General features: G+C 42.9%; 18 protein-coding genes. 9 read left to right on the top strand and 9 right to left on the bottom strand.

The features are described 5' to 3' along the window. Positions 1 to 121 precede the first annotated feature (121 nt). Positions 122 to 1,489 carry a 5-methyltetrahydrofolate--homocysteine methyltransferase gene (locus IMPJCBKJ_RS17500; protein WP_166341290.1) on the bottom strand — a complete coding sequence of 456 codons (1,368 nt, stop codon included), beginning with the start codon at positions 1,487 to 1,489 and terminating at the stop codon, positions 122 to 124. 28 nt (positions 1,490 to 1,517) lie between these two features. After that, positions 1,518 to 3,938, bottom strand: coding sequence for a TonB-dependent receptor (locus IMPJCBKJ_RS17495; RefSeq protein ID WP_166341288.1), 2,421 nt, complete (start codon positions 3,936 to 3,938; stop codon positions 1,518 to 1,520). A 140-nt stretch (positions 3,939 to 4,078) separates the two neighbouring features. Between IMPJCBKJ_RS17495 and IMPJCBKJ_RS17490 the strand changes: the two genes are divergently transcribed. Genes IMPJCBKJ_RS17490 through IMPJCBKJ_RS17480 form a run of 3 tightly spaced genes read left to right on the top strand, consistent with a single transcriptional unit; the run spans position 4,079 to position 5,505 of the window. Continuing rightward, on the top strand, positions 4,079 to 4,582 hold the full coding sequence (locus tag IMPJCBKJ_RS17490) for a DUF2796 domain-containing protein (RefSeq protein WP_166341286.1): 504 nt from the start codon (positions 4,079 to 4,081) through the stop codon (positions 4,580 to 4,582). Beyond that, a complete protein-coding gene (locus tag IMPJCBKJ_RS17485; protein ID WP_138599131.1) occupies positions 4,579 to 5,046 on the top strand; it encodes a transcriptional repressor in 468 nt (155 codons plus the stop codon). Before IMPJCBKJ_RS17490 ends, IMPJCBKJ_RS17485 begins: the two co-directional genes overlap by 4 nt. Positions 5,047 to 5,091: 45 nt before the next feature. Continuing rightward, entirely contained in the window at positions 5,092 to 5,505 is a 414-nt protein-coding gene (locus tag IMPJCBKJ_RS17480) for a MerC domain-containing protein (RefSeq protein ID WP_346774173.1), read from the top strand. A gap of 211 nt (positions 5,506 to 5,716) precedes the next feature. On the opposite strand, the gene IMPJCBKJ_RS17475 is transcribed toward IMPJCBKJ_RS17480, so the two are convergent. Continuing rightward, complete coding sequence (locus tag IMPJCBKJ_RS17475) at positions 5,717 to 5,962, bottom strand: DUF3297 family protein (RefSeq protein ID WP_171040424.1); 246 nt, start codon at positions 5,960 to 5,962, stop codon at positions 5,717 to 5,719. 279 nt (positions 5,963 to 6,241) lie between these two features. Between IMPJCBKJ_RS17475 and IMPJCBKJ_RS17470 the strand changes: the two genes are divergently transcribed. Together IMPJCBKJ_RS17470 and IMPJCBKJ_RS17465 are read left to right on the top strand one after the other, a co-directional pair. After that, positions 6,242 to 8,326, top strand: a complete 2,085-nt coding sequence (locus IMPJCBKJ_RS17470; RefSeq protein ID WP_166341284.1) for a TonB-dependent siderophore receptor — start codon at positions 6,242 to 6,244, stop codon at positions 8,324 to 8,326. Next, positions 8,316 to 9,461, top strand: a complete 1,146-nt coding sequence (locus IMPJCBKJ_RS17465) for a heparan-alpha-glucosaminide N-acetyltransferase domain-containing protein (protein WP_166341282.1) — start codon at positions 8,316 to 8,318, stop codon at positions 9,459 to 9,461. The genes IMPJCBKJ_RS17470 and IMPJCBKJ_RS17465 overlap by 11 nt, the downstream gene beginning before the upstream one ends. Positions 9,462 to 9,521: 60 nt before the next feature. On the opposite strand, the gene IMPJCBKJ_RS20855 is transcribed toward IMPJCBKJ_RS17465, so the two are convergent. From IMPJCBKJ_RS20855 to IMPJCBKJ_RS17440, 5 genes are all read right to left on the bottom strand, one after another. After that, positions 9,522 to 14,462, bottom strand: a complete 4,941-nt coding sequence (locus IMPJCBKJ_RS20855) for a S8 family serine peptidase (RefSeq protein ID WP_166341279.1) — start codon at positions 14,460 to 14,462, stop codon at positions 9,522 to 9,524. A 262-nt stretch (positions 14,463 to 14,724) separates the two neighbouring features. Next, positions 14,725 to 15,924: an ATP-binding protein gene (locus tag IMPJCBKJ_RS17455; protein WP_166341277.1), complete on the bottom strand. Its 1,200-nt coding sequence runs from the start codon at positions 15,922 to 15,924 to the stop codon at positions 14,725 to 14,727. Positions 15,925 to 15,930: 6 nt separating this feature from the next. Further along, a complete protein-coding gene (locus IMPJCBKJ_RS17450; protein ID WP_166341275.1) occupies positions 15,931 to 16,641 on the bottom strand; it encodes a response regulator transcription factor in 711 nt (236 codons plus the stop codon). Next, a complete protein-coding gene (locus tag IMPJCBKJ_RS17445; protein WP_054552264.1) occupies positions 16,641 to 17,024 on the bottom strand; it encodes a DUF3019 domain-containing protein in 384 nt (127 codons plus the stop codon). Before IMPJCBKJ_RS17445 ends, IMPJCBKJ_RS17450 begins: the two co-directional genes overlap by 1 nt. After that, a complete protein-coding gene (locus tag IMPJCBKJ_RS17440) occupies positions 17,024 to 17,911 on the bottom strand; it encodes a MipA/OmpV family protein (RefSeq protein ID WP_166341273.1) in 888 nt (295 codons plus the stop codon). The genes IMPJCBKJ_RS17445 and IMPJCBKJ_RS17440 overlap by 1 nt, the downstream gene beginning before the upstream one ends. 354 nt (positions 17,912 to 18,265) lie before the next feature. Here IMPJCBKJ_RS17440 and tkt point away from each other — a divergent pair, with 354 nt between their 5' ends. Further along, positions 18,266 to 20,266, top strand: a complete 2,001-nt coding sequence (gene tkt, locus IMPJCBKJ_RS17435) for a transketolase (RefSeq protein WP_166341271.1) — start codon at positions 18,266 to 18,268, stop codon at positions 20,264 to 20,266. A gap of 119 nt (positions 20,267 to 20,385) precedes the next feature. Here the strand turns inward: tkt and tal are convergent, their stop codons facing one another. Further along, the gene (gene tal / locus IMPJCBKJ_RS17430; protein ID WP_166341269.1) at positions 20,386 to 21,339 is read right to left on the bottom strand and encodes a transaldolase; all 954 of its coding nucleotides are present in this window, start codon (positions 21,337 to 21,339) and stop codon (positions 20,386 to 20,388) included. 231 nt (positions 21,340 to 21,570) lie between these two features. Between tal and IMPJCBKJ_RS17425 the strand changes: the two genes are divergently transcribed. Genes IMPJCBKJ_RS17425 through araA form a run of 3 tightly spaced genes read left to right on the top strand, consistent with a single transcriptional unit; the run spans position 21,571 to position 25,438 of the window. Next, the gene (locus tag IMPJCBKJ_RS17425; protein ID WP_166341267.1) at positions 21,571 to 23,223 is read left to right on the top strand and encodes a ribulokinase; all 1,653 of its coding nucleotides are present in this window, start codon (positions 21,571 to 21,573) and stop codon (positions 23,221 to 23,223) included. After that, positions 23,220 to 23,915 carry an L-ribulose-5-phosphate 4-epimerase gene (locus IMPJCBKJ_RS17420; protein ID WP_166341265.1) on the top strand — a complete coding sequence of 232 codons (696 nt, stop codon included), beginning with the start codon at positions 23,220 to 23,222 and terminating at the stop codon, positions 23,913 to 23,915. Before IMPJCBKJ_RS17425 ends, IMPJCBKJ_RS17420 begins: the two co-directional genes overlap by 4 nt. A 23-nt stretch (positions 23,916 to 23,938) precedes the next feature. After that, positions 23,939 to 25,438, top strand: coding sequence for an L-arabinose isomerase (gene araA / locus IMPJCBKJ_RS17415; RefSeq protein WP_166341263.1), 1,500 nt, complete (start codon positions 23,939 to 23,941; stop codon positions 25,436 to 25,438). Positions 25,439 to 25,447: the final 9 nt, after the last annotated feature.

The following is a 25,447-nucleotide window of genomic DNA, read 5'->3' as shown; positions in this document are numbered from 1 at the left end:
ACTATTCAGTTTTAAATAGCGATGCTGATGCGATGAAAGTCTGTTACAAAATATGAATAAAAAAAGGTTGGCAGTAAATGCCAACCTTTGCGAGCTATGTCATACCATAAAACATAACTTCTTAGTGGTCGTGATCGTCACTTTCTTCTGCAATGCCTAACCAAGTGATGGCGCTAGGTGCAAAAGTCAGTTCAAGATCACCTTCAATTTCAAGATCTTCGATATGTACTTTTAGTACGTGCTGAGCGATAGGGTCAGCAACGTAAGCAAACTCACTATTTTGTGACACAGTCATGCTGAAGTTCATGCCTTCTGGCATCGTTGTTACGTCTTCTTCAGTGATATCTACTTTACCGGCAAGTTCCCAGTGCATGTGGCCGTCGTGCTCATGGGCTTCAAGCACGTTTAAAAAGCCTAAGCTATCAAGTACTAAAAAGTGCTCACCGCTTGCTGAGAATGAGTAAGATACAGCACTTGCGCCTTCATCAAGTTGCCACTCAAGTACTTCCATTTCAGCTTCACTTGGGTTGATACTTACAAATACACCCGATGCAATTGCAATAAAGCTTTCACTACCTTCATGGCCATATAATGTGCCAATACGTGTATCACCTAGCGCATCTATATTGGCGATTTTTTCTGCATGATATTCATCATCATGCTGGTGGGCTACCAGTACACCGTCACCACAACCAAATGCTACATAATCATGGTTTTGCGCTGCACCGTGTAAATCTGGGCAAGTAACTTCAAATGTTTGTTCAAGCTCATATTCACCGTCATGAAGGTGGAAAACACCCACTTGATCCGGCAGGATTTTAGCGTTTGAAGTGCTTTCGCTATCAGCACGACGCAATGTTGCAACTAGGTGCTCGCCACGAGGCTCTGCAACACCGTGCATATTGATGTCGTACTGAATACCTGCAAGCGTCTCTGTTTCGTTTGTAATATCGTTATCAGTTAACACTTCTACTGAGGCAACTGTACCTGCGTCGGCATTACCATCGTAAAACACGGCCATTTGGCCATCATGTTTAACGATGTGAGTAGGGCGGCTGCCCGTTGTTAGCTCGTAGTCACTAAATGCTGGGCCTTGTTTATAATCATGTAAATGTTCGCCATGATCTTCACGCCATAAACCGCCATCGATAAAACCTAAGTAATCTTGGTTACGGTTAGCAATAACCGCATAACGGTAGCTTGGTGAAACATTTAGTGAGCTTGATTCATGAGTAAGCGAAAACGTTTCTAGTAACGAGTCGTCATCTAAATCAAAGATATTCGCTTCGTTGCTATCTGCTGATAAAACCGCTAAACGGCCCATTGAGTCAATGGTATAGCCATCGTCATGATCATGGTCATCACCACCGTCGTCTGGAACCTCAATAGGATCTTTCTCAACAATATTTGTTTCTGCATCACCACATGCGGTGATCAGGGTGCTACTAATTGCCAGTGCCAATAGTTTTAATCTAAATAAGTGTGTCATGTAGGTTTCCTTTATTTGTAATTTTGTTTTAGAAGTAGCCGCGAACACCAAGCGCAAAACTGCGCCCAGGACGTGGTGCAATATCTTTTAAGAATGAGCTATGAACGCGGGCTTCTGTGTCCGTTAAATTTGTGCCTTTTAAATAAAGCGATAGGTCTTGGTTCAATACCGATAAGTCATAAGAAATACTGGCATCAACAAGGGTGTAGCCGTCTGTTGTGGTTTCTTGTTGTGCTATGCGGTCTTGCTCTTGGTAGCGCGTAACGTGAATATTTGCCGTTAGATTCTCTGTTTGATAGCTAAACTCAGTACCAAAACGCAGTGGTGGAGTACGCGGTAAATCTCCGCCGTCTTTTAGGCGAGCGCGTACATAATCTGAGAATAAGTCGACTTTAAATTCGTCGGTTAGCTGCCAAGCAACTTGCGCTTCAAAACCATGTAAAACCACGTCATCTGTTTTAAATAAATAAACAGGTAGCTCAGATGAATGATCGTGCTCATCTTCGTGAGCATGTTCATCGCCATGGTCGTGATCATGACCGCTTTCAGCGTATAGGCCAGTGTTGACCTGGTAATAATAGTTATCTACTTGGTTGTAAAACGCATTGAAGATAAAGCCAATATCACCCTCGGTTTTACGGAATGTCAGGTCGATATTATTTGCTGTTTCTAAGTCGATAGCCTCTTCTGATAGCTCAAAATGACCATCATGAGTGTCGAATAGCGCACCAACTTCATAAGTTGCAGTACCAATGTGTGGGCCAAAAGATAACAGCTCAGAAGCAGATGGAGCACGTTCAGAACGCGATACCGATAAACCTAGGTTATAACCCGGTGTAAAATCCCATACCACACCTGTTGATAAGCTTACCGGTGTAAACTCTTGGGCAACATCAAATACACGTGTGTAGTTTGATTCTTCGTGTCCATGATCATGACCGTGGTCGTGCTCATCACCGTCTTCATCATGTGCATGGGCGCCAATGTCTGGTAAAAGTACATTGTTAGCATCAATAGTAACTCGCTCAACACGGCCACCTAATTGCACTAAAAAATCGCCAAAATGCTTTTCTTCCATAATTGCAAAAGCAATACTTTCAGTAACCGACGGAGGAGTGAAGGCTTCAGAGCCTTGTGCTTCTACATCACTTTTTTTGTAATGAAAGCTAACGCCACCATTCCACTCATCAAATTGGCTATGCAGAATGTCAACGCGCAGCTCATTGGTTTCGTTTTTGAAGGTTGTGCCTACTGCACCGTGTTCGATTTCAGCGTGTTCGTAGTCAGTGTGGCCCGCACGTAAGTTAATTTTGCTTAGCCATTCACTGTCGATATTGTATTCACCAAGTAGCTGGACTTTGGTTTGTTCAAGGTCAGCAAAAACAGCTTCTTCTTCGCTGTGCTCTTCTTCGTGATCATGCTCTTCTTCTTCACCATGAGTATGGCCAGGAATACCGTATTGGCGGTTAAACTGCTCAACCGCAACACCAAGGTAACCTTGCTCAAATAAATAGCTAGTGCCTAAAGTAAAGCCATCTGAGTCTTCATTACTGTTTTCTACTACGTACTTTGAGCTGTGCTCTGTGTCGTCAATATCGGCGGCAACAGGTACTTCGTAATCGTCTGATTCACGCCAGAATGCATCAGCATAAAAGGCAAATGACTCTGTTCCTGTGGTGGCATTAAACGAAGCAACTTTTTGCTCATCTACAGAGTTATGTTCTAGGTTCCATTCACCACGTGTTGTGCTGTCTGTTGGTACTCGACTATCAACTACGTTGACGACACCACCAATTGCACCGCTGCCATAAAAAAGAGTTGCTGGGCCACGTAATACTTCAATTTGCTGCGCTGTTGATGCTTCCGATGCCACTGAGTGATCAGGGCCAACACGTGACACATCACTTACATCTAAGCCATTTTGCGTAATTAAAACACGTGGGCCGCTCAAACCACGGATCACAGGCGTACTGGCAACCTTGGCATGAAAGTTTGTGTTAACGCCCGGTAGTTTTTCGAGGCTATCGCCAAGCGTTGATGCTTGTTGGCGTCTTAATTGTTCGCCAGATAACACACTAACAGGTGAGGCTGATTCCATTGCCGACATATGAATCGGCGTTGCTTCAACATCAATCACTTCAATCGGTGAGCGCTTTAGATTAAAGGTTGCGCTGTGGTCTTGGTCATTGGCAAGTGTGATATCTCGATGTAAGTGAGCATAACCTGGCGCTGAAATATGCAGCTCTTTTAAGCCGTTATTTAAGCCGCTGATTTCAAACTCACCTTTGTCGTTAGTTGTTACTTTTTGATCAGAGCCTTCAAGGTCAACTATGGCATTTGCAACCGCTTTACCTTGGTTATTTAACACAACGCCTTTGATTGATTGCGCCAAGACACTGGCTGGTAATAACGTCGCTATGACGACAGCTATTTTTGATATGTTATTCATTAGTTACCACTCTTTTAGTACGTTATAATGTATCAATTGTGCTTTAATTGTTATAATGTATCAAGTGTGAATCGATGAATGAGTTTTATTCTTTTTTGTAACAGCATATTTATAGTGAGGTAAATGGAGTGGTTCGGGTTATGAAAGCAGCAAAGTTGGCAGTGATATGCTTTATGGTTGGATGTATTTTTTCAGCTCAAGGGCATCAACACCATCATCATTCACATGGTGAGGGAGTGCTTTTTGTGGTTCATGATCAAGACAAATGGCAGGTTAAGTTCATTTTACCGGCTGGAGATATTTTTGGCTTTGAGCATCAGCCCGAAACAGCTGAGCAAAAGCAAGCTATTAAACAAACGTTAGCCCAATTAGCAAATTCACAGCAGTTAGTGATATTTAACGGCGAATGTAAGCTTACTCAAGCAAATTTTGAAAACCCATTTGAGCATCACACTCATCATGCACATCAAGACTTAGAAGTTGAATACTCGTTTAACTGTGATAAGCCCGTCTCTAAAGTCACAGTTACTTTATTTGCATGGGCTGAAGCAATATCTGTTATCGAAGCACAGTGGATCACAGAGCAAGCGCAAGGGATAGCAGAGCTGACAGCAACAAAACCTTATATTGAGTGGCCGCTATGAATAAACAGCGATTAACCAACACACTTAATAAAGCAAAGCAGGTTTGCCTTGAGCATGGCAGAAAATTCACCATTCAGCGCAAGCAAATACTGCAAATTTTACTAACCACAGACGTGCCGCTATCAGCATACGAGTTGGCCAGTTGCTACAAGCTGCGCACAAGCTCTAGTGTATCTGTTATGTCTGTTTATCGAATCTTGAGCTTTTTGGAGTCGATAAACCTTGTTCGCAGGCTTAATAGTGCTAACAAATATATTGCTTACGGTACCGACAGTGAGGTTTTTAAGCGTGAGATTTCTTTGTTTTTGATTTGCCGTCATTGCCAAAAAGTTGAGACTTTAGCGGTTTCACAAAGTGATGTTGCAAAGCTTTTCCCTCACTTTGCTGATGTGGGCTTTACCTCACAAACAAAGCAATTTGAAATGATGGGAGTATGCAGTGAGTGCCAAGCTAAACTTGCTTGATGCACTTTTTATAATTCATGTGTTCTATTTTTTAGGAATTTTTCAGTGAAATTACAATTAATGATGGATAAGTTTGCCATAGGGTTATCAGCTATGTGTGCGATTCACTGCTTAGCTGTGCCAGTATTATTAGTTTTATTACCAAGTGCCGCTGCACTGGGTTTAGGTAACGAGCAATTTCATTTTTGGATGTTGGCAGCAGTGTTGCCAAGTAGCTTATTAGCGCTATTTTTAGGGTGTAAAAAACATAAACGATATCAATTATTAATACTGGGGATTGTGGGTCTTGCTCTATTATTGTCGGCTGTAGTATTAGGCGAAAATATCATTGGTGAAGCTGGTGAGAAAGTGCTGACCTTATTAGGGTCGTTATTTGTAATTGCAGGGCATTGGCTTAACTTTCGCTTATGTAATACAAAAGTAGATGAACACTGCCCTTGTCCTAGCGAACAGCGATAGGTTGCAGAATAAAATTGAGTAATGAGTGTTTAACTGATGACTTTAATTAGAGAGCTTTTTAATCGGCAGATACTTGAATTAGTGCTGATGATAACGATTGTAGCGGTGATCACCGCCTTTATTCCCGCAATAGAAGCTTATAAGCAGGCCCTACATACAAGCTTGTCGGCCAATAAGTGATTGACCAACACGCTTGTTCAGTAAAACTGATTTACTTGTAGAATACTTCTACAGTCCCTTTTACTTTTAATAGTAAAGGTTGGCCGCGGCGATCAAGCGCTTTTGGTGAAGCGATTTTGATCCAGCCTTCGCTGATATTGTATTCTTCAACGTCAAAACGCTCTTTGCCGTTAAGTTTTACACCAATTTCATGCTCGAAAACTTCTTCCACATAAAATTTACTACGTGGGTTGATAGAAAGTTGGTTTGGTAATTCTGGTTTTTGTGTATCAGTCATAGTCGCGATCTGCATTGAATAAATTGTGCGCCATTGTAGGCAATAGCTGGCATTGGCTCAAGTATCTACATGGCAATTTTATTGTTTACTCGCAGGCTTGTTCTGAATGCTCTTCACGCATGGCTATGGCTTCACTCTTTTGTCGAAGTCGTGTGTTAAGCAGTAGTCAAAATGACGGGTTAAAAATTAGCAATAAAATGCATTGTTATACTATAACCTATTTTTTATTTATGTTATTTTATAACAAATCATTTTGCTTAATTTCTACAATCAGACCTTATGAAGTACTCAACACTAAGTTTAGCTTTAGCTGCGACGTTTGCAGCGAATACCCATGCAGCTGATAACAGCGATATCGAAACAATCACCATTGAACACAAACAGGCGTTTCGTGGTGATATTCCAACAAAAGATTTACCGCAGTCGATCACCACATTAAGTAAAGACATGATGACTGATAACGGTATTACTAAGTTTCGTGATGCACTGGATTTTTCTGCCAGCATTACTCGCAAGAATAATGGTGGCGCGCTGTGGGATAGCTATTCAATTCGTGGTTTGTCGGGTAACGAAAATATGCCGTCTGGGTATTTAGTTAACGGCTTTAGTGGTGGACGCGGCTTTGCAGGCCCGCGTGATGTGTCAAACATTGAATATATCGAAGTATTAAAAGGGCCGGGCTCAGCACTCTATGGCCGTTCAGAGCCGGGTGGTACCGTAAACATTATTACTAAAAAGCCCCAGTTTTATCAGCAAGGGCAACTTCAAGCTGAGTTCGGTAGCGATGATCACAAGCGTATTCAAGGTGATTTCACTAACGGTCTAAGCGATGATTTAGCGTTTCGTATTAATGGTGCATGGCAAGATAGCGACAGCTTCAGAGACTATGTACACCACGACAAATTCGTGATTACGCCTTCGCTTTATTATCAAATCAACGATAACTCATCGCTGACTTATGAGTTTGAGTATGTTGACCAACAGCAAATGTATGACCGCGGTATTGTGGTGTTAAATGGTGATTTTGATACCGTGCCTGAGTCACGCTTTTTAGGTAACCCAAATGATGCACCAACCAAAGTGCACTCACGCGGCCATCAATTAAATTACAGCAACGATCTAAACCAAGATTGGAGCGTGTTATTAGGTGCTAGTTACCGTACTGCAACGTTAACGGGTTATTCGTCAGATGCTGAGCTTTCACCATCGCGTCAGTCATTATTTGATGATGGCAAAACTTTAACTCGCCAACACAGATACCGTGACTATGAATCTGATGATTTATCGTTGCGCTTTGAATTAAGCGGTCACTTTGATGTTGCCGGTATTACTAACCATGTACTGATTGGTGTTGATGGTTACGACTATGAGCTGCGCACTGGGCTTTATCGCTACCGTGGTGGTAATGGCACTTACACCATTGATATTTATGAGCCAGAGTACAGCACTACTGAAGGCCCAGAAGTGGGCATGCAGTACGAAAATAACGAACAGCAAAATGCGTACGGTATTTATCTGCAAGATCAGCTCGATCTAACCGATAACTTAAAAGTGATGTTAGGCCTGCGTTTTGATGAAATTGAACAAGATATTTTTGAAACTAAGTCTGGTGTTGCATCAAACAGCAAAGAAAACCGCATTAGTCCACGTTTTGGTGTGGTTTACGCATTTAATGACGACGTTAACCTTTACTCAAGCTATTCAGAAGGCTTTTTACCACTGAGCGGTACCGATGCCGAAGGTAATCCATTCGGTTTTGAAGAAAGTGACTCGTTTGAAGTGGGTATTAAATTTAGCTACGCCAATATCAGCGGTACGCTTGCTTATTTTGATGCGAGCAAGAGCAACATGCTGGTGGCAGATCCAGTAAATGTGGGTTATTCAACACCTGTAGGTAAAGCAAATAGCACAGGTTTTGAGTTAGATTTAACAGGTTCATTGGGTGACAATACCGAGTACACCCTATCTTATGCCTATGTGGATGCTGAGACTGCAACAGACAGCCTAAATGTTGATTGGTTAGTGCCAATTCCTAAGGGCAGTCCACTTGTGAACGTACCAAAGAATAACCTTTCGATTGGCTTAAACCATGATCTGAGTGTATTCGCACAAGAAATAAAGATTGGTGGTCATTATCAATATGTGTCTGACCGTTTAGGCGACCCAGCTGATCTCACCTTCCGATTACCGAGTTACCAAACGGTTGGTTTATTTGCTAAATGGCGAGCGACAGAACGTACGACAGTATCACTGAATGTCGATAACGTGTTTGATGAGCAGTATATTGCCAGTTCTTACAATACATTGTGGGCCTACCCGGGTGCGCCGACGCAATTTAAACTTGGCGTAAGTTATGACTTCTGAGCAAGTTAAAAGCCGTATTCATAGTATCGACATCATGCGTGGTGTCGTTATTCTGCTGATGTTACTTGATCATGTGCGAGAGCGGTTTTTCTTGCACATGCAGGTGGCCGATCCCATGGTGGTTGATACCACTTCGCCGGGGCTTTTTTGGAGCCGCTTTGCTGCACACTTTTGTGCGCCAACCTTTATCTTCTTAACTGGTTTGTCGGCGTGGCTTTATAGTCATCCCGCAAGTGGCGTAGCGCGTTCAGCACGCAGCTTTTTAATCAAGCGAGGGCTTTTTTTAATCGCCCTTGAAGTGACCCTAATTTGTTTTTCGTGGATGGGTTACTACCACACCATTTGGCTACAAGTGATGTGGGCGATTGGTCTTTGTATGCTGGTGTTAGCAGCATTGATTAAGCTGCCACGCAACCTATTACTGGTGCTTGGTTTAGTTATTGTATTTGGCCATAACTTACTGACGCCAATCAGCTTTACGCCCGATGAGTTTGGTTACTCGCTATGGACGATTTTGCATGATCGAGGCTATCTATCACGAGGTGGTTTAATCGACGTCAAAATTAGCTACCCAGTGCTGCCTTGGATTGGCGTAATTTTGTTGGGTTACTGTGCAGGTCCTTTATATGCGCATACTCAATCGGCGGATTCACGTAAACGAGCATTGCTGCTGTTAGCGCTGTTATGTGTGGGGTTATTTGCGCTGCTGCGTGGGTTTAATATCTATGGTGAAACTTTGCCATGGCAAACGTTTAGCACCACAACCGAAACCGTGATGTCGGTGTTTAATGTGACTAAGTACCCACCGTCACTGAGCTTTTTGTTGATCACGTTAGCAGGCATGTTTGTAGGCTTGTGGTTATTTGAAAGACCACTCAACCACTTTACTAATGCGCTACGTGTATATGGCTCTGTGCCTATGTTCTTTTATATTTTCCACCTCTATGTACTGCTATTTATGTATCAAATAGGCATGCTGATCTGGGGGGCAAATCAAGGACAATATTTAGGAGTCAGTGATATATCAGGTATTTGGTTTATTACTTTGTTGTTGGCAATAGGGCTTTATTGGCCAACCAAGAAGTTTAGTGAATACAAGCGTAAGGCTAACAAGCCTTGGTTAAAGTATTTATAACGAAAAATGCCGATATGTTAAACATATCGGCATTACTTAACTATCCTAATTAACTTGTCCTTAGTTAATCTGAGATCTTTTACGACGAAGTGCCATCAGTGGTGCAACTGCTAGTAGTAACCAGCCGAATGAACCGCTTGATGATTTCTTGTCTTTTTCAATTTCTGTCTCTGGGATTACTGCCTCAGGGAAAGTACAGCTACCATTGTCAGTATTGGCGTTTTCATCATAGTTAGTTGCTGAGCTGTCAGTACAGCCAAGCTCTTCACCATCAGACATCACTGATAATACAAATGAGCTCATTGCTGCATCAGTTGGGTTAACGTTGTCGCTAACCTTTACTGTTACATCAATATCACCATGGAAGTGCGCCGCTGGCGTGATAGTCACAATGCTACCTGATGTGTGACCAGATACTTCATACGTGAAGTTTTCGCCTAACACTTCGATTTGGTTGCTCACTTGGTTTTCGTCAGCATAAAGCACGTCAAAACTAATCGTTTCGTTCTCTGCCACCGACATATCAGTTAAGGCTGCCATTTCTAGGTTACCGATAACTTCAAGATCAAGGGTGATGGTTTCATCATCTGCACCTTCTAAGCCGTTCACTAAGGTTAGTTGGTGAGTTTGGTTTGCTGCTTGTTCACCAATATAAGCTTGGAATTTTACGTCAAACTTAGAGATTTCAGGGCCTGTGTAGTCAAGACACACAACTAGGTCGTCGTGTAAGACTTCATCCATATTATTAAAGCCTAGCTTGTTACCGATATTTAAATCGATGGGTATGTCACCACTTATGAAGGCTCTGCCATCAGCGGCTTTTAGGCCAATAGAGCCCTGAGCATCGGCTAGATTAATATTGTCATACGCAAATAGTAGCTCATACTCACCTGGTTCATAATCAATCCCCATTCGCATAAACATCTCTACATCAATAAGTTGACCTTCGGTGTTGCTGCGTTGAATGTTATCCCATTCAAGTACTAACCACTCACGTGAAACTGTGTAAGTAGGGGTAATACCTGCATTGGCATCATAGTTACCATAACCACCGTCCACACGCTCTGGGATCATGTTGTCACCAACCCAGAAAGGAGCGATAAGGTATGGCGGCGGAGGCGGCTGAGTGTAACCTTCTGGTAGGTCAACATGAAATGGTGATGTGCGACCTTGCGAACCAAATGTGACTAAGCCTGCGGGGTTGAGCTTTATAGCATCAAAGTGATATTTATTAAAAAATGGAAATGACACATCTAGATCTGTGTTCATGAGTTCTTTAAACGAGTACTCAAACTCATTGTAATATTGACCTTCAACTCCCTCAAGTGTTCGCCAGCCAAGTTCTCTTAGCTCTAAATAGTGAGGATCAGGCGAATGAGCCGCGGTTAATGAGCACATTTCATCGGTGATATTGGTAGTAATATTATAATTTCGGCCTACATCTTTTGTGGTTTCTTGTATGCCTACTAACGAAAGCATATTGTTATCTAACACTGGTTCAACAGGCGTTGAGTGTGTTGCAACAAGGCTATCAGGTATAATATTGATCCCATTAGGGAATTCTGTATTGAGCGCAAATTGACGTGCTTCATCCTCATTATTGGCAATGACACTAATTTCAAAGTCGACTAAATCACCGACAAATGTTTTTTCTTTGCTCGCCGTAAAAGTAACGTCCTTATCAACTTGTTCGATAATCACAGGTACAAAACCAAGATTGCCAATATCTTCTGGATTACTACCGATATCAAAGCCACCGAAGTAGATATCTCCTACTTCCATGTCAGGTAAATTGTATGCAAGGTCAAGCTCAAAGCTATCGTAACCTGCTACGCTACTTGGCCCTGTCACAGTAAGTGAGCCATTGTCAGAGGTTGTAATTGCGGTTGCAAATGAAACTTCTATTCCTTCATCTACTTCATTGTAATCGTAGTTTTGCAAGTTCATATACAGAGTAAAATATTCACCTGCTTCAGGGTCTACAATGTTACAGAAGTTTGTAAGTGTATAGCTGGTTGACATACATAGCGTTTCTTCAAAAGACGCAATGCCATCACCATTACTATCTTTACCCATAAATACCAATACGCGAGATTGTTCATTCATAACACTGGCGCTCAGCATTTTTGCGTCTTCTGGTACAGTGGTCCACTGAATGTGGTTGTTGTTTACAGCTTCACCGTCGACATCAACACTATCAAATGGGTCGCCTGGTGTGGTGTCGTTGAATAGGTGTACTGTTTCAACCTGACCTTTTACTAAGCCGTATGACTGTGTTGTTAAGTTGCTTATTTCACCCGTATTGAAAGGTCCTACTTTCATTGTTGCAGAGCGTCGGTGTGCGTCAATTTGAATAAATTCAGGTAAACCGGTGTCACCGGCAAATGTCCACACTGGCATCTCTAGAATCGGTGACTCATGGTTATTAGAAGTCATGACGACTTGACCTTGATTGCCCGTGTAATCAATTAACTCTTGCGGCGTTGCTTGTTGGCTTGCTTCCACAGTAACAATGATACTTTGTGTTTCGCCAGCCCTGATATCAAAGCTGCTTGGCTCCACCGTTATTTTGCTGTTACCAATCCAATTTTCGGTATGTAGAGTCCAGCTTGCGTCTTCAGTTGCTGTAAAGGTTCTGATAAATGTACATTTAAAGCCGCAGTCATTATCAACCATGTAAGCCGTGTTTAATGCTTTTTCGCGGCCACCAAGACTTGGGTTTGCAGCAGCCATGTTAGCAATGCTTTCATCAAGCAATAAGCCTGTTTTATCTGCTCGCTCAACTTGCATTTTACCCGCACCCATTTCAGCAAGTGCCGCATCAAAGCCATCGTCTGCATAGTTGTTTAAGTATTGAGCAACTCCTAGCTGATTATTTGCAGTTAACATCAATGCAGATTGAATTTGCATTGGCGACCAGTCAGGATGAGATTGTTTTAACAATGCTGCCGCGCCTGCAACGTGTGGGCTCGCCATTGATGTACCAGACATAGATTGCCAATCTGAAGTTGCAGGATTATTTGTAAACGGTTGATCGTCTGATGATGGTGCGTAAATATCGACCCCAGGGGCTGCTACATCAACGAGTAAAGTATCAAAGCCAAAGTATGATGGACCACGACCAGAGAAATAAGCAATGCGGTCTTTATCCACAGCGTCTACGGTGCCCTCGGTTGCTTCAATGGTGCCTACGTGGCTGTCGCCTACGCTCAACCATTCTAGTAAGCTTGTACCATCAACATTTTTTATATGTATTGTAGGGATTGGGTAGGAAATAGAAGGAATAGTATAGCGATCATAAAAGGCACTTTGGTTATACACGATGAGGCCTTCAGCACCGCCCGCTTGTACATTTAATGATTTAGAATATAACGGATAAGAGCTGCGCTTACATACCACAATGACATCTTGTGCGCTTTCGTCAATAGCGGTTGCAGGATCATCAACTAAATCAAATGTACCTTCAGGGAATGGTTTGTCACAGTTAGCAAGTGCATAGCTAGAACTTTCATTCGGATTTTCAAAATCAGTCGCAGCAACAATTAAACCTGTTAACTCGTTAAAGTTGACACCAGCACCTTCAAAAGGACCAGGCGCTGAATTATCACCACCATTTAAGTTTTTAAGTTGTTTATTGCCAAAGTTAACTTTGCTTGCAGGACTATATGCTGCAACAGTGGTAACCCAAGGAGAAGAGTGATCGGCTGTTGAATACTCAGGGCCGCTGTTACCTGCCGCTACAGCGACAAATACACCACTTTCGGCTGCATTCATGAACGCTTGCTCAATTGGATCGCTCCATGGATCTTCTTCAAGACCGCCTAATGAAGCATTAAGTACATCAACATTATCAATGGCAGCTTGTTCAACGGCGGCTAAAATAGCGCTTGTTGGACAACCTGCATAAGGGTCGCCAGAATTACCCGGCCAACATACTTGATATGAAATGATATTGGCATGGGGTGCCATACCTGATACTTGCGGGAAAGTTACATTGGTTTCTAAACCTGATGATTGGCTTTCATACTCAGTCAGTTTGTAAGGAATATCGTATAGGATATTACCCGCTGCTGTACCAGCAACGTGTGAGCCATGGCTATGATAGTCTTCACCATTTTCTGGGCGAGTCTCTTCAAATACCGAATCCACATAAGCTGCGGTGATCTCGGGATAAGAATAAACACCAATTAGCTTGTCGTTACACAGATCAGCAAATTCAGCGGTTGCACAGTCACCCAGGTACTTGTCGCCTAGTGGGTTGGTGTGAGTGTAGCCATCGCCGCCTACTGCTGCGAATGATGGGTGATCGGTATTGATACCTGTATCTATGATACCTACAACCGTGCCTTCACCTTTGTTGCTGCTAGGATTGCTAGCACTTGCGCTCCAAAGTGCAGAAGCACCTGTTTGCTCAATGGTATTAAAGGTATTTAGGCTGTAGATTTTTGAGCGAGTGATTTTCTTCACGCCAGCCACTTTAGCTAGGCGCTTCGCTTCATCTTGTGTCATTTTGGTGGTGAAACCGTTTAATGTCACATTAAATGTGCGCTCAACATTTAGTTGTAAGCCTTGTTGGCTCATTGCTGTATTAACAACTGATTGGCGCTTACTTGCTAGGTGGTTAGCGTAAGTTGCAATAGCAGGCTGCGCCATATTAAGCGTTGAGCGCGTTGTTGCTTGTTGCGTTTGCATTACCACATCTTTAGTGCTCGCAAGCCCTTTAACACCACCTTGGTAAGTCGAAATTGGTGCGTCGTCTAGTTGCACGATATAAGTTTGAATACCACTAACATCTTTCTCTGGTGTGAAAACGCGGCTTTGTTTTTTAACTGTGTTGTTAACCTTGTCTTCCCACACAAATTCATTGCTAACGGTTTGCTTTGGCGCATAGCCTGCCGGCTGTTCTGGCCATACTTGGTCATTTAGCGCAGCAGCAGACGTACCTACACCTAAGTAAAGTGCAGATGCGACCATCACTGATACTTTTTTCATATTGAACATGTGATCTAACTTCCCATGGATTTTATTTTTTTGGGGCAATTCCTAGCGGAATAGCAAGTTGGCTTGTAGTTATATGAATTGAAACACAAACTAAATGTTATGGTATAACAAATCTTTTTTGACCAACAAACGAGCGGTTTTGGCGAAAAGCTATAAACATTGGGTTTTTCGCTTAAAAACCTTGCTGAATGGTTAAATATGTATGTGTTTTCATCAATAAAACGTGAATAAATGGTTCACTTTGATACAGATTGATACATTTCTATAAAGGAGAGGCGGGCCTAAATAGGATACTTGCTCTTGCTCCGCTTAAGGTTTGTGCGTTATCTAAGCTAAATTTTGCGTTATTCCATAGGCACAGTTGCTTAACGATTGATAAGCCTAGGCCAACACCTTGGTAGCCTGTTTGGTGCACCGAAGCGGTTTTTGAAAATGGCTGCATAAGGCTGACGCGCTTGTGTTCTGGGATCCCCGGACCATCATCTTCAATCACTAACAAAGTGCCGTTTTTGCATTGTGAAAGCTTGATAAGAATTTGCGTTTTAGCAAAGCGAACCGCATTCCCGAGTAAGTTTTGCAATAAGCGTTGAAAGCTTTGTTTATCAACGCAAATTGCTGTTAATTCGCAGTCAAGACGAATAGCCAAAGGACAATAGCTTTGGAACTTAGTAATGCAGGGCTGTAATAGTTCGTCTGGGCAGTAGTCTTTAACTAGCAAGGCGGGTTCACATTGTTCAAGCTCGGCATAGGTTAAAAACTCTTCGACTAAAAGCTCAAGTTCAATAATGTCTTGCAACACACTGTGTCGGTAAGCGTTGTTATCAACGACTGCTTCGAGGGCGAATTTAGCCCGTGATATAGGCGTTAAAAAGTCATGGGAAACAGCATTGATCAATTCGCGTTGGCTTTGATTCCGGTTATGAAGTGCTAATGCCATGTTATCAAAGGTATCGCCAATGCTCTTTAGCAGGCTAAAACGTGTGAAGTGCACTTGTGCTGTAAAGTCGGCGTTAGATATTTTACTACTGGCTTTGCGTAGCTTATTTAAGTCAAACAGCAGTGGACCTGTAAAAATCACCACAGCTAAGGCAAGGCTAGAGTAAAACAGTAGGCTCACTAAAGACTGATAACCCTGATCAGCAGGCTGGCTGTAGGGGCCAATGCTTAATAAGGTGTGCCTGTCATCAGCTAACTTATGAAAGTAAAGGTTGCTATTGGCATCGTTAACACTAATTACCTGACCTGCTAAAAGTGATGCCTGTAGTTGTTCACCAAGGTAAAAGTTTGCAAGAGGTGTGTGTTTAATAGCAGGATTATTGGGCGTAAGGCTTAAGATGCTTTCTGCTAATTGCTGTTCTGTACTGTAGCTCGGTGGGTTTGGAAAATAGGTTTCTAGTAACCAAGCGGCACTCCCTAGACAAACTGCTAGCGTTAAATACAAATAGCAAAATAGGCGTAGCAAACTGCATTAGCCCCATGCTTGTGGAGAAAAAATATATCCTTTGCCCCAAACGGTTACAATTTTTTGTGCTGGCACCGCTTCGTCACCGAGCTTTTTGCGTAAGCGGCTAATGCGGCCATCGATAGTGCGGCTTTGACCATCGTATTTACGGCCAATGGTGCCATCAAATAATTGGTCTCGACTGACCAACTGACCCGCTGATTGAGCTAGTTGGATCAGTATTTCGAACTCTGCACTGGTTAGTTCAAGTGGTTGGCTATACAAGTAAGCCTCGCGCTGAATGGTATTAATGCTTAAAGAACCAAAGCGAATGTTATGGGCGTTGTGAGTGGTACTTGTTGGCTTTACAGCTAGGCTGCGGCGAATGGTATTGTTAATTCGCGCTAATAAAATTGACGGGGAAACGGGTTTGGTTAGGTAATCATCGGCGCCTAGTTCAAGGCCCGTGATATGATCGACTTGGCTCTGCCTTGCAGTCATAAAAATAATGGGTGTATCTTGGACTTGTTTTAGCTCTTTAAATACCTCAAAACCATCTTCTGAACCTAATCCGATATCTAGCAAAATTAAATCGTATTTCTTACTACTTGCTTGGTAACAAGCATGGCAACCACTGTCAAAATGTTCAATGATATAACCATGATTACTTAAATAATTAGAAACTAGCTGGGCAAGTTTTAAATCATCTTCAATGTATAAAATAGTATGCTGGCTCATCAAAAAATACTCCATGCGATATCACGACGACGTTTTTTTACGTGCTGGTGGAATAAACTAATTTCAGTGCTTTCTAAGGGTTCGAGCTGTTCGCTGAGTAGCTCTAACACAATGTTGCGATTGTTTTGCACTGTGATTGCAAAGTTCTGTCCTTGGCTTGGTTTATGGCAGAATAGTCTAATTTGTTGATCAGTAACGCGAATGCACACTGTTTTGCTGACTTCGGTGTACCAATTAATCGAGACATCCATCACACAGTCTTGCTCTACCGTCACACAGTTTTCTGGTGATACTTCAATGTAGCCTGCTTTTGCGAATGTGCTGTCGATATATACGAGGCTACAGATGAGTAAAAATGAGAGAAGCTTGCTAAGTAACATCATTAGAAATTCCATGCAAAGCCAGCATAAAAAGACAGTAAGTTGCTGTCATTGATAAGGGGGCTATCGGCGATACCTGATGATAAGCGTTGGTATTTTATATCGCTTATAAATTGCCATTGTTGATTAAACTGATATTGGTAACTGGCTTTTAGATTGTATTTTTGACTAGAGTGACCTAAAAAAGGGCTAAATCCAGCGCCCATTTCTTGCAAAGCACTACCATAGTAGTAATCCACTAAACCAGCACTTAAATGCTGTAACTCTACGCCGAGCAATACCAGATGTTTATCAAATAAAAACAAGCGCTGTGCAGACAATGCGCCTTGTAATCCTTTGTGATAGTTGGTGAGTTCCATTGACCAATACGCGCTAAAACGCCAGTTTTGCCAGTCAACGATTGCTTCAATACCGCTCATGGCAGACAGTTTACGTTTTGATATTTTAGTAATATCACCGCGGCGTTTTATCACCACTGGTGTTTCGACACCTGAACCGGGTGGTGGTGGCGTCATTGAGGGGCGACCGCTAGCTGTTCTAACCGCGGCTAATATAGCTGAATGCTTAGTAAAATATAGGCCATCCTCATTAAGTTGGGTGAATAACGACACTTGATAGTTATTGCCCCACACGGGGGTCCAAGCAAACTGAGTATTTGCAAATGAAAAGTCACCGGCGAATACCTCAATACGCGGTAGGGCATAAAGAGGAATGTCGTCTTTTTTATAAACCGGGTTGGCGAGCTGACCATAGCCTAAGCTTACACCAAGGCTTACTCCTTCATCTGCTAAATACGCAGAATCAGTGCTACTTGCCGTTGGTGAAAGGAAAAATGCACTAATTAGAAATAAAACTCGTAGCCCAAGCGAGCAACTACCTAGAACAGTCACAAATAAACAACCTAAATGAGAAATCTCGTTAACATTAAGTTGTTATTAATGGCTTGAACAATGAAATAATGTACCAAATTGTAGCAAGGTCTGGCTCTTGTAATCTAAATTAGTTAAGGGAATTGCTTGATAAAAAAGCATATTTCACTACTTTTGCTTGGTTATTTTGAGCGGTGTTTTCATTTCTTTAGTTAGAAAAAGTTATTAACAATAAAATGGTGTTAAAACCTGCGCTTAGCGGTACAAAATGGGTCTAAATACACGTCATTACTGGCATAGCGCTTTATTAAGTTGCTATTTGGGTGAGTTTTTGCGATATTATTTATATTATAATATTAACAGGAAGCTAATAAGATGACTCTGCCTAGTTCTCAATCTGCAAATGCTATTCGCATACTTGCTGTCGATGCCGTTCAACAAGCTAACTCTGGCCACCCTGGTGCGCCGATGGGTATGGCTGATATTGCAGCTGTATTGTGGCAAAACTTTCACCGTCATAACCCATTAAACCCAGACTGGTCTAACCGTGACCGCTTTGTGTTATCGAATGGCCATGGTTCAATGCTGCAATATGCATTGTTACACCTTAGCGGTTACGACGTAAGTATTGAAGATATTAAGCAATTCCGTCAGCTTCACTCTAAAACACCGGGTCACCCAGAATATGGTTACACACCGGGTGTTGAAACAACGACAGGCCCATTAGGTTCTGGTATTGCTAACGCAGTTGGTATGGCAATCGCTGAAAAAACCTTAGCGGCACAATTCAATAAGCCACAATTTGATATTGTTGATCACTTCACTTACTGCTTTATGGGTGATGGCTGTCTAATGGAAGGTATCTCGCACGAAGCATGTTCGCTGGCGGGTACGTTAGGTCTAGGCAAGCTAATCGCATTTTGGGATGACAATGGCATCTCTATCGATGGTGAAGTAGAAGGTTGGTTCACCGACGATACGCCTGCACGTTTTGAAGCTTACGGCTGGCAAGTTATTCGTGATGTTGATGGTCACGATATGAATGCAATTGCGGGTGCAATCGAAGCGGCACAAAGCAACACTACGCAACCAACACTAATCTGTTGTAAAACAGTGATTGGTTTTGGCTCGCCAAATAAATCAGGTAGCCACGACTGTCACGGTGCACCACTGGGTCACGACGAAATCGCTGCAGTACGTGAGCAGCTAAATTGGCCACACCCAGCATTTGAAGTTCCACAAGAGGTTTATAACGAGTGGAATAATCAAGCGAAAGGCCAAGAGCTTGAAGGTGCATGGCAGCAAAAGTTTGCAGCTTATAGCAAAGCACACCCTGAACTAGCAAAAGAATACACACGTCGTGTTCTTGAAAAAGCATTACCAGCTAACTTCGCTGAATTAGCTGATGAGTACATTGCTAAATGCCAAGCCGACATGCAAAACATTGCGACACGTAAAGCATCACAAAATGCGATCACTTTCTTTGCTAACCAGCTTCCAGAATTAATGGGTGGCTCTGCTGACCTTGCCGGTTCTAACTTAACCTTATGGCCAGAAGCAAAAGGTTTACAAGATGCAGCTGATGGTAACTACGTATTCTATGGCGTACGTGAGTTTGGTATGAGCGCAATCATGAATGGTATTGCATTACATGGTGGCTTTATCCCATTTGGCGCAACCTTCTTAATGTTTATGGAATACGCACGTAATGCCGTACGTATGGCTGCATTAATGAAAGCGCAGAGCATTTTTGTGTATACCCATGACTCTATCGGTCAAGGTGAAGATGGTCCTACTCACCAACCAATCGAGCAAATCGCTAATCTTCGCATGACACCAAACATGACTGCATGGCGTCCGTGTGATGAAACTGAAACAGCGGTAGCTTGGCGCCAAGCGTTATTAAAAGAAACAGGCCCAAGTTCACTGATCTTCAGCCGTCAGGGTACCAAAGCAATGGCACGTGATGCACAGCAAGTTGCTGATATTGCAAAAGGGGGTTATGTACTTGTTGATAGCGAACAAGCTGCAGAGCTTATCCTTATTGCAACAGGTTCTGAGGTAGAGTTAGCTGTGAATGCTGCTGCTGAGCTAAAAGCACAAGGCAAACAAGTTCGCGTGGTATCTATGCCATCAACGAATCAGTTTGATAGCCAAGATAAAGCATACCGTCAAAGCGTGTTACCAGCGGGTACACCTAAGATTGCTGTTGAAGCTGCACACCGTGACTTCTGGTTCAAGTATGTTGGCCAAGATGGTGATGTACTAGGCATGGAGACATTTGGTGAATCAGCGCCTGGCGCAGTATTGCTTGAGCACTTTGGTTTCACAGTGGCAAATCTAGTTGCAAAAGCAAACGCATTACTTGCTGAATAAAATGACTGGTAAAAAATTATCGTAATCGCAACACGATAAGCCTGCTTTTACTAAAAGGCAGACAATAAAAAAGCCCGCAAACTTTGGTTTGCGGGCTTTTTGCTGCTTAAACAATCGGTTTAAACTAATTCGCTTAAGATTGACTCTAGTTTCTCTTGGTCAATTGCGAACTGACGAATACCTTGGCTTAGCTTTTCAGTTGCCATAGCATCTTCATTCATTTCCCAGCGGAAAGCTTGCTCAGTCATAGCAGCTGGCGCTTCTGCTTTTTCTGTTGCTGGTAATAGCTTTTGAGTTAACGGTGCCTCAGTTGCGGCTAGTTCAGCAAGTAACTTAGGGCTGATAGTTAAGCGGTCACAACCTGCTAATTCTTGGATTTCACCGATGTTACGGAAGCTTGCGCCCATTACAATCGTGTCGTAGCCGTGCTTTTTGAAGTAGTTGTAGATATACGTTACTGACTTAACGCCCGGATCGTTAGCACCGTCGAAATCAGCGCTTGCATCTTGTGCTTTGTACCAGTCAAGAATACGACCAACGAATGGTGAAATTAGGTAAGCACCTACCTCGGCACAAGCACGTGCTTGAGCAAATGCAAATACCAGTGTTAGGTTGCAACGGATACCTTGTGCTTCAAGTACCTTAGCTGCTTGAATACCTTCCCATGTTGAAGCAATTTTGATTAACACGCGCGATGTGTCGATACCTTGCTCTTTATATAAAGCAACAAGCTCAAGTGCTTTATCAACCGTTGCTTGAGTATCAAATGATAAACGCGCATCAACTTCTGTTGAAACTAAACCTGGCACTTGCTCCATTAATTTAGAGCCAATTAATACCGCTAGCTTATCAGCTGCTTTTGTTACAACTTCAGCTGCGTCACTGCTTTGTGCTTTTGCCCATGATACGGCTTCTGCAGCAAGTGGGCGATATTTCTCAATTTGAATCGCGTTTAAGATTAGTGATGGGTTTGTTGTTGCATCTTGCGGTTTATATTCGTTGATTGCTTCAAAATCACCCGTGTCAGCAACAACGGTTGTTACTGCTTTAAGTTGTTCTAATTGACTAGACATAGTTATCCCATTCTTATCATACAAAAGTTAATGTAGTGGCTTTAACTTATTATTTGTGCTGAAAAAACAATCTAATCTTCCAGAGATACTGCGCAATAAATCGCCCGCCAGCAGCAAATAATCCTGTTAATAATATTTTTATAATACCTTTACAATCTGGTATTGTTGATATTATCATACAAATAAAGATAATGACTAACAATGTTAGTAAGCAATTAGTGAAAGGTAATTATGTCTCGTTATACGTTGGGATTAGACTACGGGTCAGACTCGGTAAGAGCATTACTCGTTGATGTTGCGACTGGTGAAGAACTTGCCAGCCATTTAGTAAACTACCCGCGCTGGGCACAAGGCTTATATTGTGACCCAAGTAAGGATCAGTTTCGTCAGCATCCACAAGACTATATTGATAGCCTTGTAGAAGTAGTTAATGGTCTATGGTCACAAGTTCCAGCGGGTACTGCAGACAAAGTAGTGGGTATGAGCTTTGATACAACTGGCTCAACGCCTGTGGCAATTAATAGCCAAGGTACACCACTGGCATTAACTGAAGAATTTGCAGAAAACCCAAATGCAATGTTCATTTTGTGGAAAGACCATACGTCTATTAAAGAAGCAAATGAAATTACTGCAGCTGCCACTAACAACGATGTGAACTACCTTTCACACATGGGCGGTATCTACTCTTCTGAGTGGTACTGGGCCAAAGCATTACATATTTTCCGCGTTGATAGCAGTGTAAAAGCAGCCACTTATTCATGGGTTGAGCACTGCGATTGGATGACCGCGCTAATGTGCGGCACAACGCACCCTGAAGTATTAAAGCTAGGGCGTTGTGCAACGGGCCACAAACAAATGTGGAACGAGCAGTGGGGCGGCTTCCCACCAAACAGCTTCTTCAGCAATATCGATCCACTATTAGATGGTGTTGTTGATACGTTAAATGCAACCACAGAGCCAAGCGACCAAGTTGCTGGCAACTTAACTGCTGAGTGGGCCGAGAAGCTTGGTTTACCACAAGGTATTGTTGTTGGTTACGGTGCATTTGACTGTCACATGGGCGCAGTAGCAGCCAATGTTCGCCCTGGTGTTCTAACCAAAGTAATGGGTACTTCAACGTGTGACATCACAGTAACGTCTAAAGAACAACTAGGTGATACTTGCGTTAAAGGTATTTGTGGTCAAGTTGATGGCTCAGTGATCCCTGGAATGGTTGGCTTAGAAGCCGGTCAATCTGCGTTTGGTGATTTATACGCATGGTTCAAAAACCTAGTACTTTGGCCAACTCGCCAACTTACAAATCTATCTGACGCTGAACAAGCGTTAGTTAACAAGCTAGAAGATTCAATCTTAGTTGATATATCAAAAGCGGCGGCAGCACTGCCTGTAACAAGCAACGATGTAACTGCGCTTGATTGGGTAAATGGTCGTCGTACGCCAGATGCTGACCAAAGCGTTGCCATGGCACTAACAGGCTTAAAAATGGGCACTGATGCACCTAAGTTCTTCAAAGCGCTTGTTGAAGCAACAGCCTTTGGCGCACGTGCTATCACTGAGCGTTTCCGTAGCGAAGGCGTGCCAATCGAGTCAGTGGTCGTTATCGGCGGTATTTCTAAAAAATCAGACTACGTAATGCAAACTTGTGCTGATGTTTGGAACTGTCCAATCGACGTTTTAGAAAGTGAGCAAAGCTGCGCATTGGGTGCGGCAATTATGGCTGCGGTTGCTGCGGGTGAGCACGCAACAGTAGCAGATGCTCAAAAAGTAATGGCGTCGTCAGTATGTCATCAGTACTTACCAAACCCAGAGCGCGTTGCTGTGTATGACGAGCTTTATGCTAACTACCAAGCACTTGCAAGCTATGTAAACGGAGACAAAGCATGAGTTTTACTGAACTAAAACGTGAAGTCTATGAAGCGAACATGGAGCTTAAGCGTCGTGGCTTAGTGATTTATACCTTTGGTAACGTATCGCAAATCGACCGCGACAAAGGCGTAATTGCGATTAAACCAAGTGGTGTATCGTACGACCAAATGAAAGCCGACGACATGGTGATCGTCGACCTTGAAAACAACATTGTTGAAGGGTCTATGCGTCCGTCTTCTGACACTAAAACGCATGTTCATTTATATCGCCACTTCGATGCAATTGGCGGTGTAACACACACGCATTCGACCTATGCAACTGCATGGGCGCAAGCAAAACAAAGCATTCCTTGCCTTGGCACAACTCACGCTGACTATGTACACGGTGACATCACCTGTACTCGTGAGCTAACCGATGAGCAAGTGAATGGCGATTATGAATTAGAAACCGGTATTCAAATTACTGATGCGTATCAAGACCGCGATCCGAAAGCTGCACCTATGGTGATTGTTGCGGGTCATGCGCCTTTCACGTGGGGTAAAGATGCCGCTCAGTCTGTATACCATGCCGCGCTACTCGAAGAGATTGCACGCATGGCGTATTTAACACGCACTTTAGATCCACACGCAGCCGAACTTAAAAAAGCAGTGATGGATAAACATTATCTACGTAAGCACGGTAAAAACGCGTATTACGGTCAGAGCAAATAGCAAGAATTTAGAGGATTATTAACATGACGACGATGACGAAAGAAGTCTGGTTTGTTACCGGCTCACAACATCTTTATGGTCCTAAGGTGTTAGAAACGGTTGCCAAAGACAGCGAAGCAATTGTAGCGGGCTTAAACAGCGAAGCGAACCTACCAGTAAACTTGGTATGTAAGCCTACCGTTAAGTCACCTGAAGAAATTCACGCTGTTTGCCAAGCGGCAAATACGGATCCTAACTGTGTTGGTTTAGTATTATGGATGCACACTTTCTCACCTGCGAAAATGTGGATTGCTGGCCTAAGCGAATTACGTAAGCCTTGGTTACACCTTCATACTCAGTTCAATGCAGCCCTTCCTTGGTCTGACATCAACATGAACTACATGAATACGCACCAAAGTGCACACGGTGACCGTGAGTTCGGTTTCATCGGTACTGTAATGCGTAAAGAGCGTAAAGTGGTTGCAGGTCACTGGCAACGTGCTGACGTACAACAGCAGTTAGATGACTGGTGTCGTGCGGCAAAAGGTTGGGCAGAAAGCCAAACACTTAAAGTTGCGCGTTTTGGCGACAACATGCGTCAAGTTGCAGTTACTGAAGGTAACAAGGTTTCAGCGCAAATTACTTTTGGTTATGAAGTACACGCGTTTGGTGTCGCTGAGCTTGTAAAAGTGGTTGATACAATCACAGAAGACGAAATCGATGCACAGTTAGAGCTATATAAGCAAGACTACGTAATTGCTGACGAAACTCTACAAGACGATTACGCAGTGAAAATGCTACGTAACGAAGCACGTTTAGAGCTTGGTATGGAGCGTTTCTTAGAGAAAGGCGGCTTTAAAGCATTCACTAACTGTTTTGAAGACTTATCAGGTCTTTCTGGTCTTCCGGGTCTTGCTACACAACGCCTAATGTCGAAAGGCTATGGTTACGGTGGTGAGGGTGACTGGAAAACAGCTGCTATGGTTCGCATCATGAAAGTAATGGGTGAAGGCCGTGACGGTGGTTGTTCATTCATGGAAGATTACACTTACAACATGGGTGAGACTGACCAAGTACTTGGCGCGCACATGTTAGAAGTGTGTCCTTCAATTGCAGCACAAAAACCACGCCTTGAAGTTCACCAGCACACTATTGGTGTTAAATGTGATGTAGGTCGTTTATTGTTTACTGCAAAACCGGGTGCTGCAATCAACGTATCACCAATTGATATGGGTAACCGTTTCCGTATCTTAATCAACGAAGTAGACACAGTGGCTCCGCCAGCTGATTTACCTCACTTACCTGTTGCTTCAGCGCTTTGGGAACCAAAACCAAATCTATCTGTAGCATCAGCTGCATGGATCCACGCCGGTGGTGCACACCACACTGCATACAGCCAAGCAGTAACAACCGATATGATTATCGATTTTGCTGAAATGGCTGGCGTTGAAACGATGATCATCGATAACGATACGACGATCCGTGGTTTCAAAACAGAGCTTCGTCATAACGCAGCTTACTACATGCTAAAACGTGGCCTGTAAGAATTAGTA

This window comes from Pseudoalteromonas sp. MB47 (genome assembly GCF_011319765.1).
Lineage (GTDB): Bacteria > Pseudomonadota > Gammaproteobacteria > Enterobacterales > Alteromonadaceae > Pseudoalteromonas > Pseudoalteromonas simplex.
The sequence above is the reverse complement of the archived record's forward strand: the minus strand, read 5'-3'. Positions and strand labels throughout refer to the sequence as shown.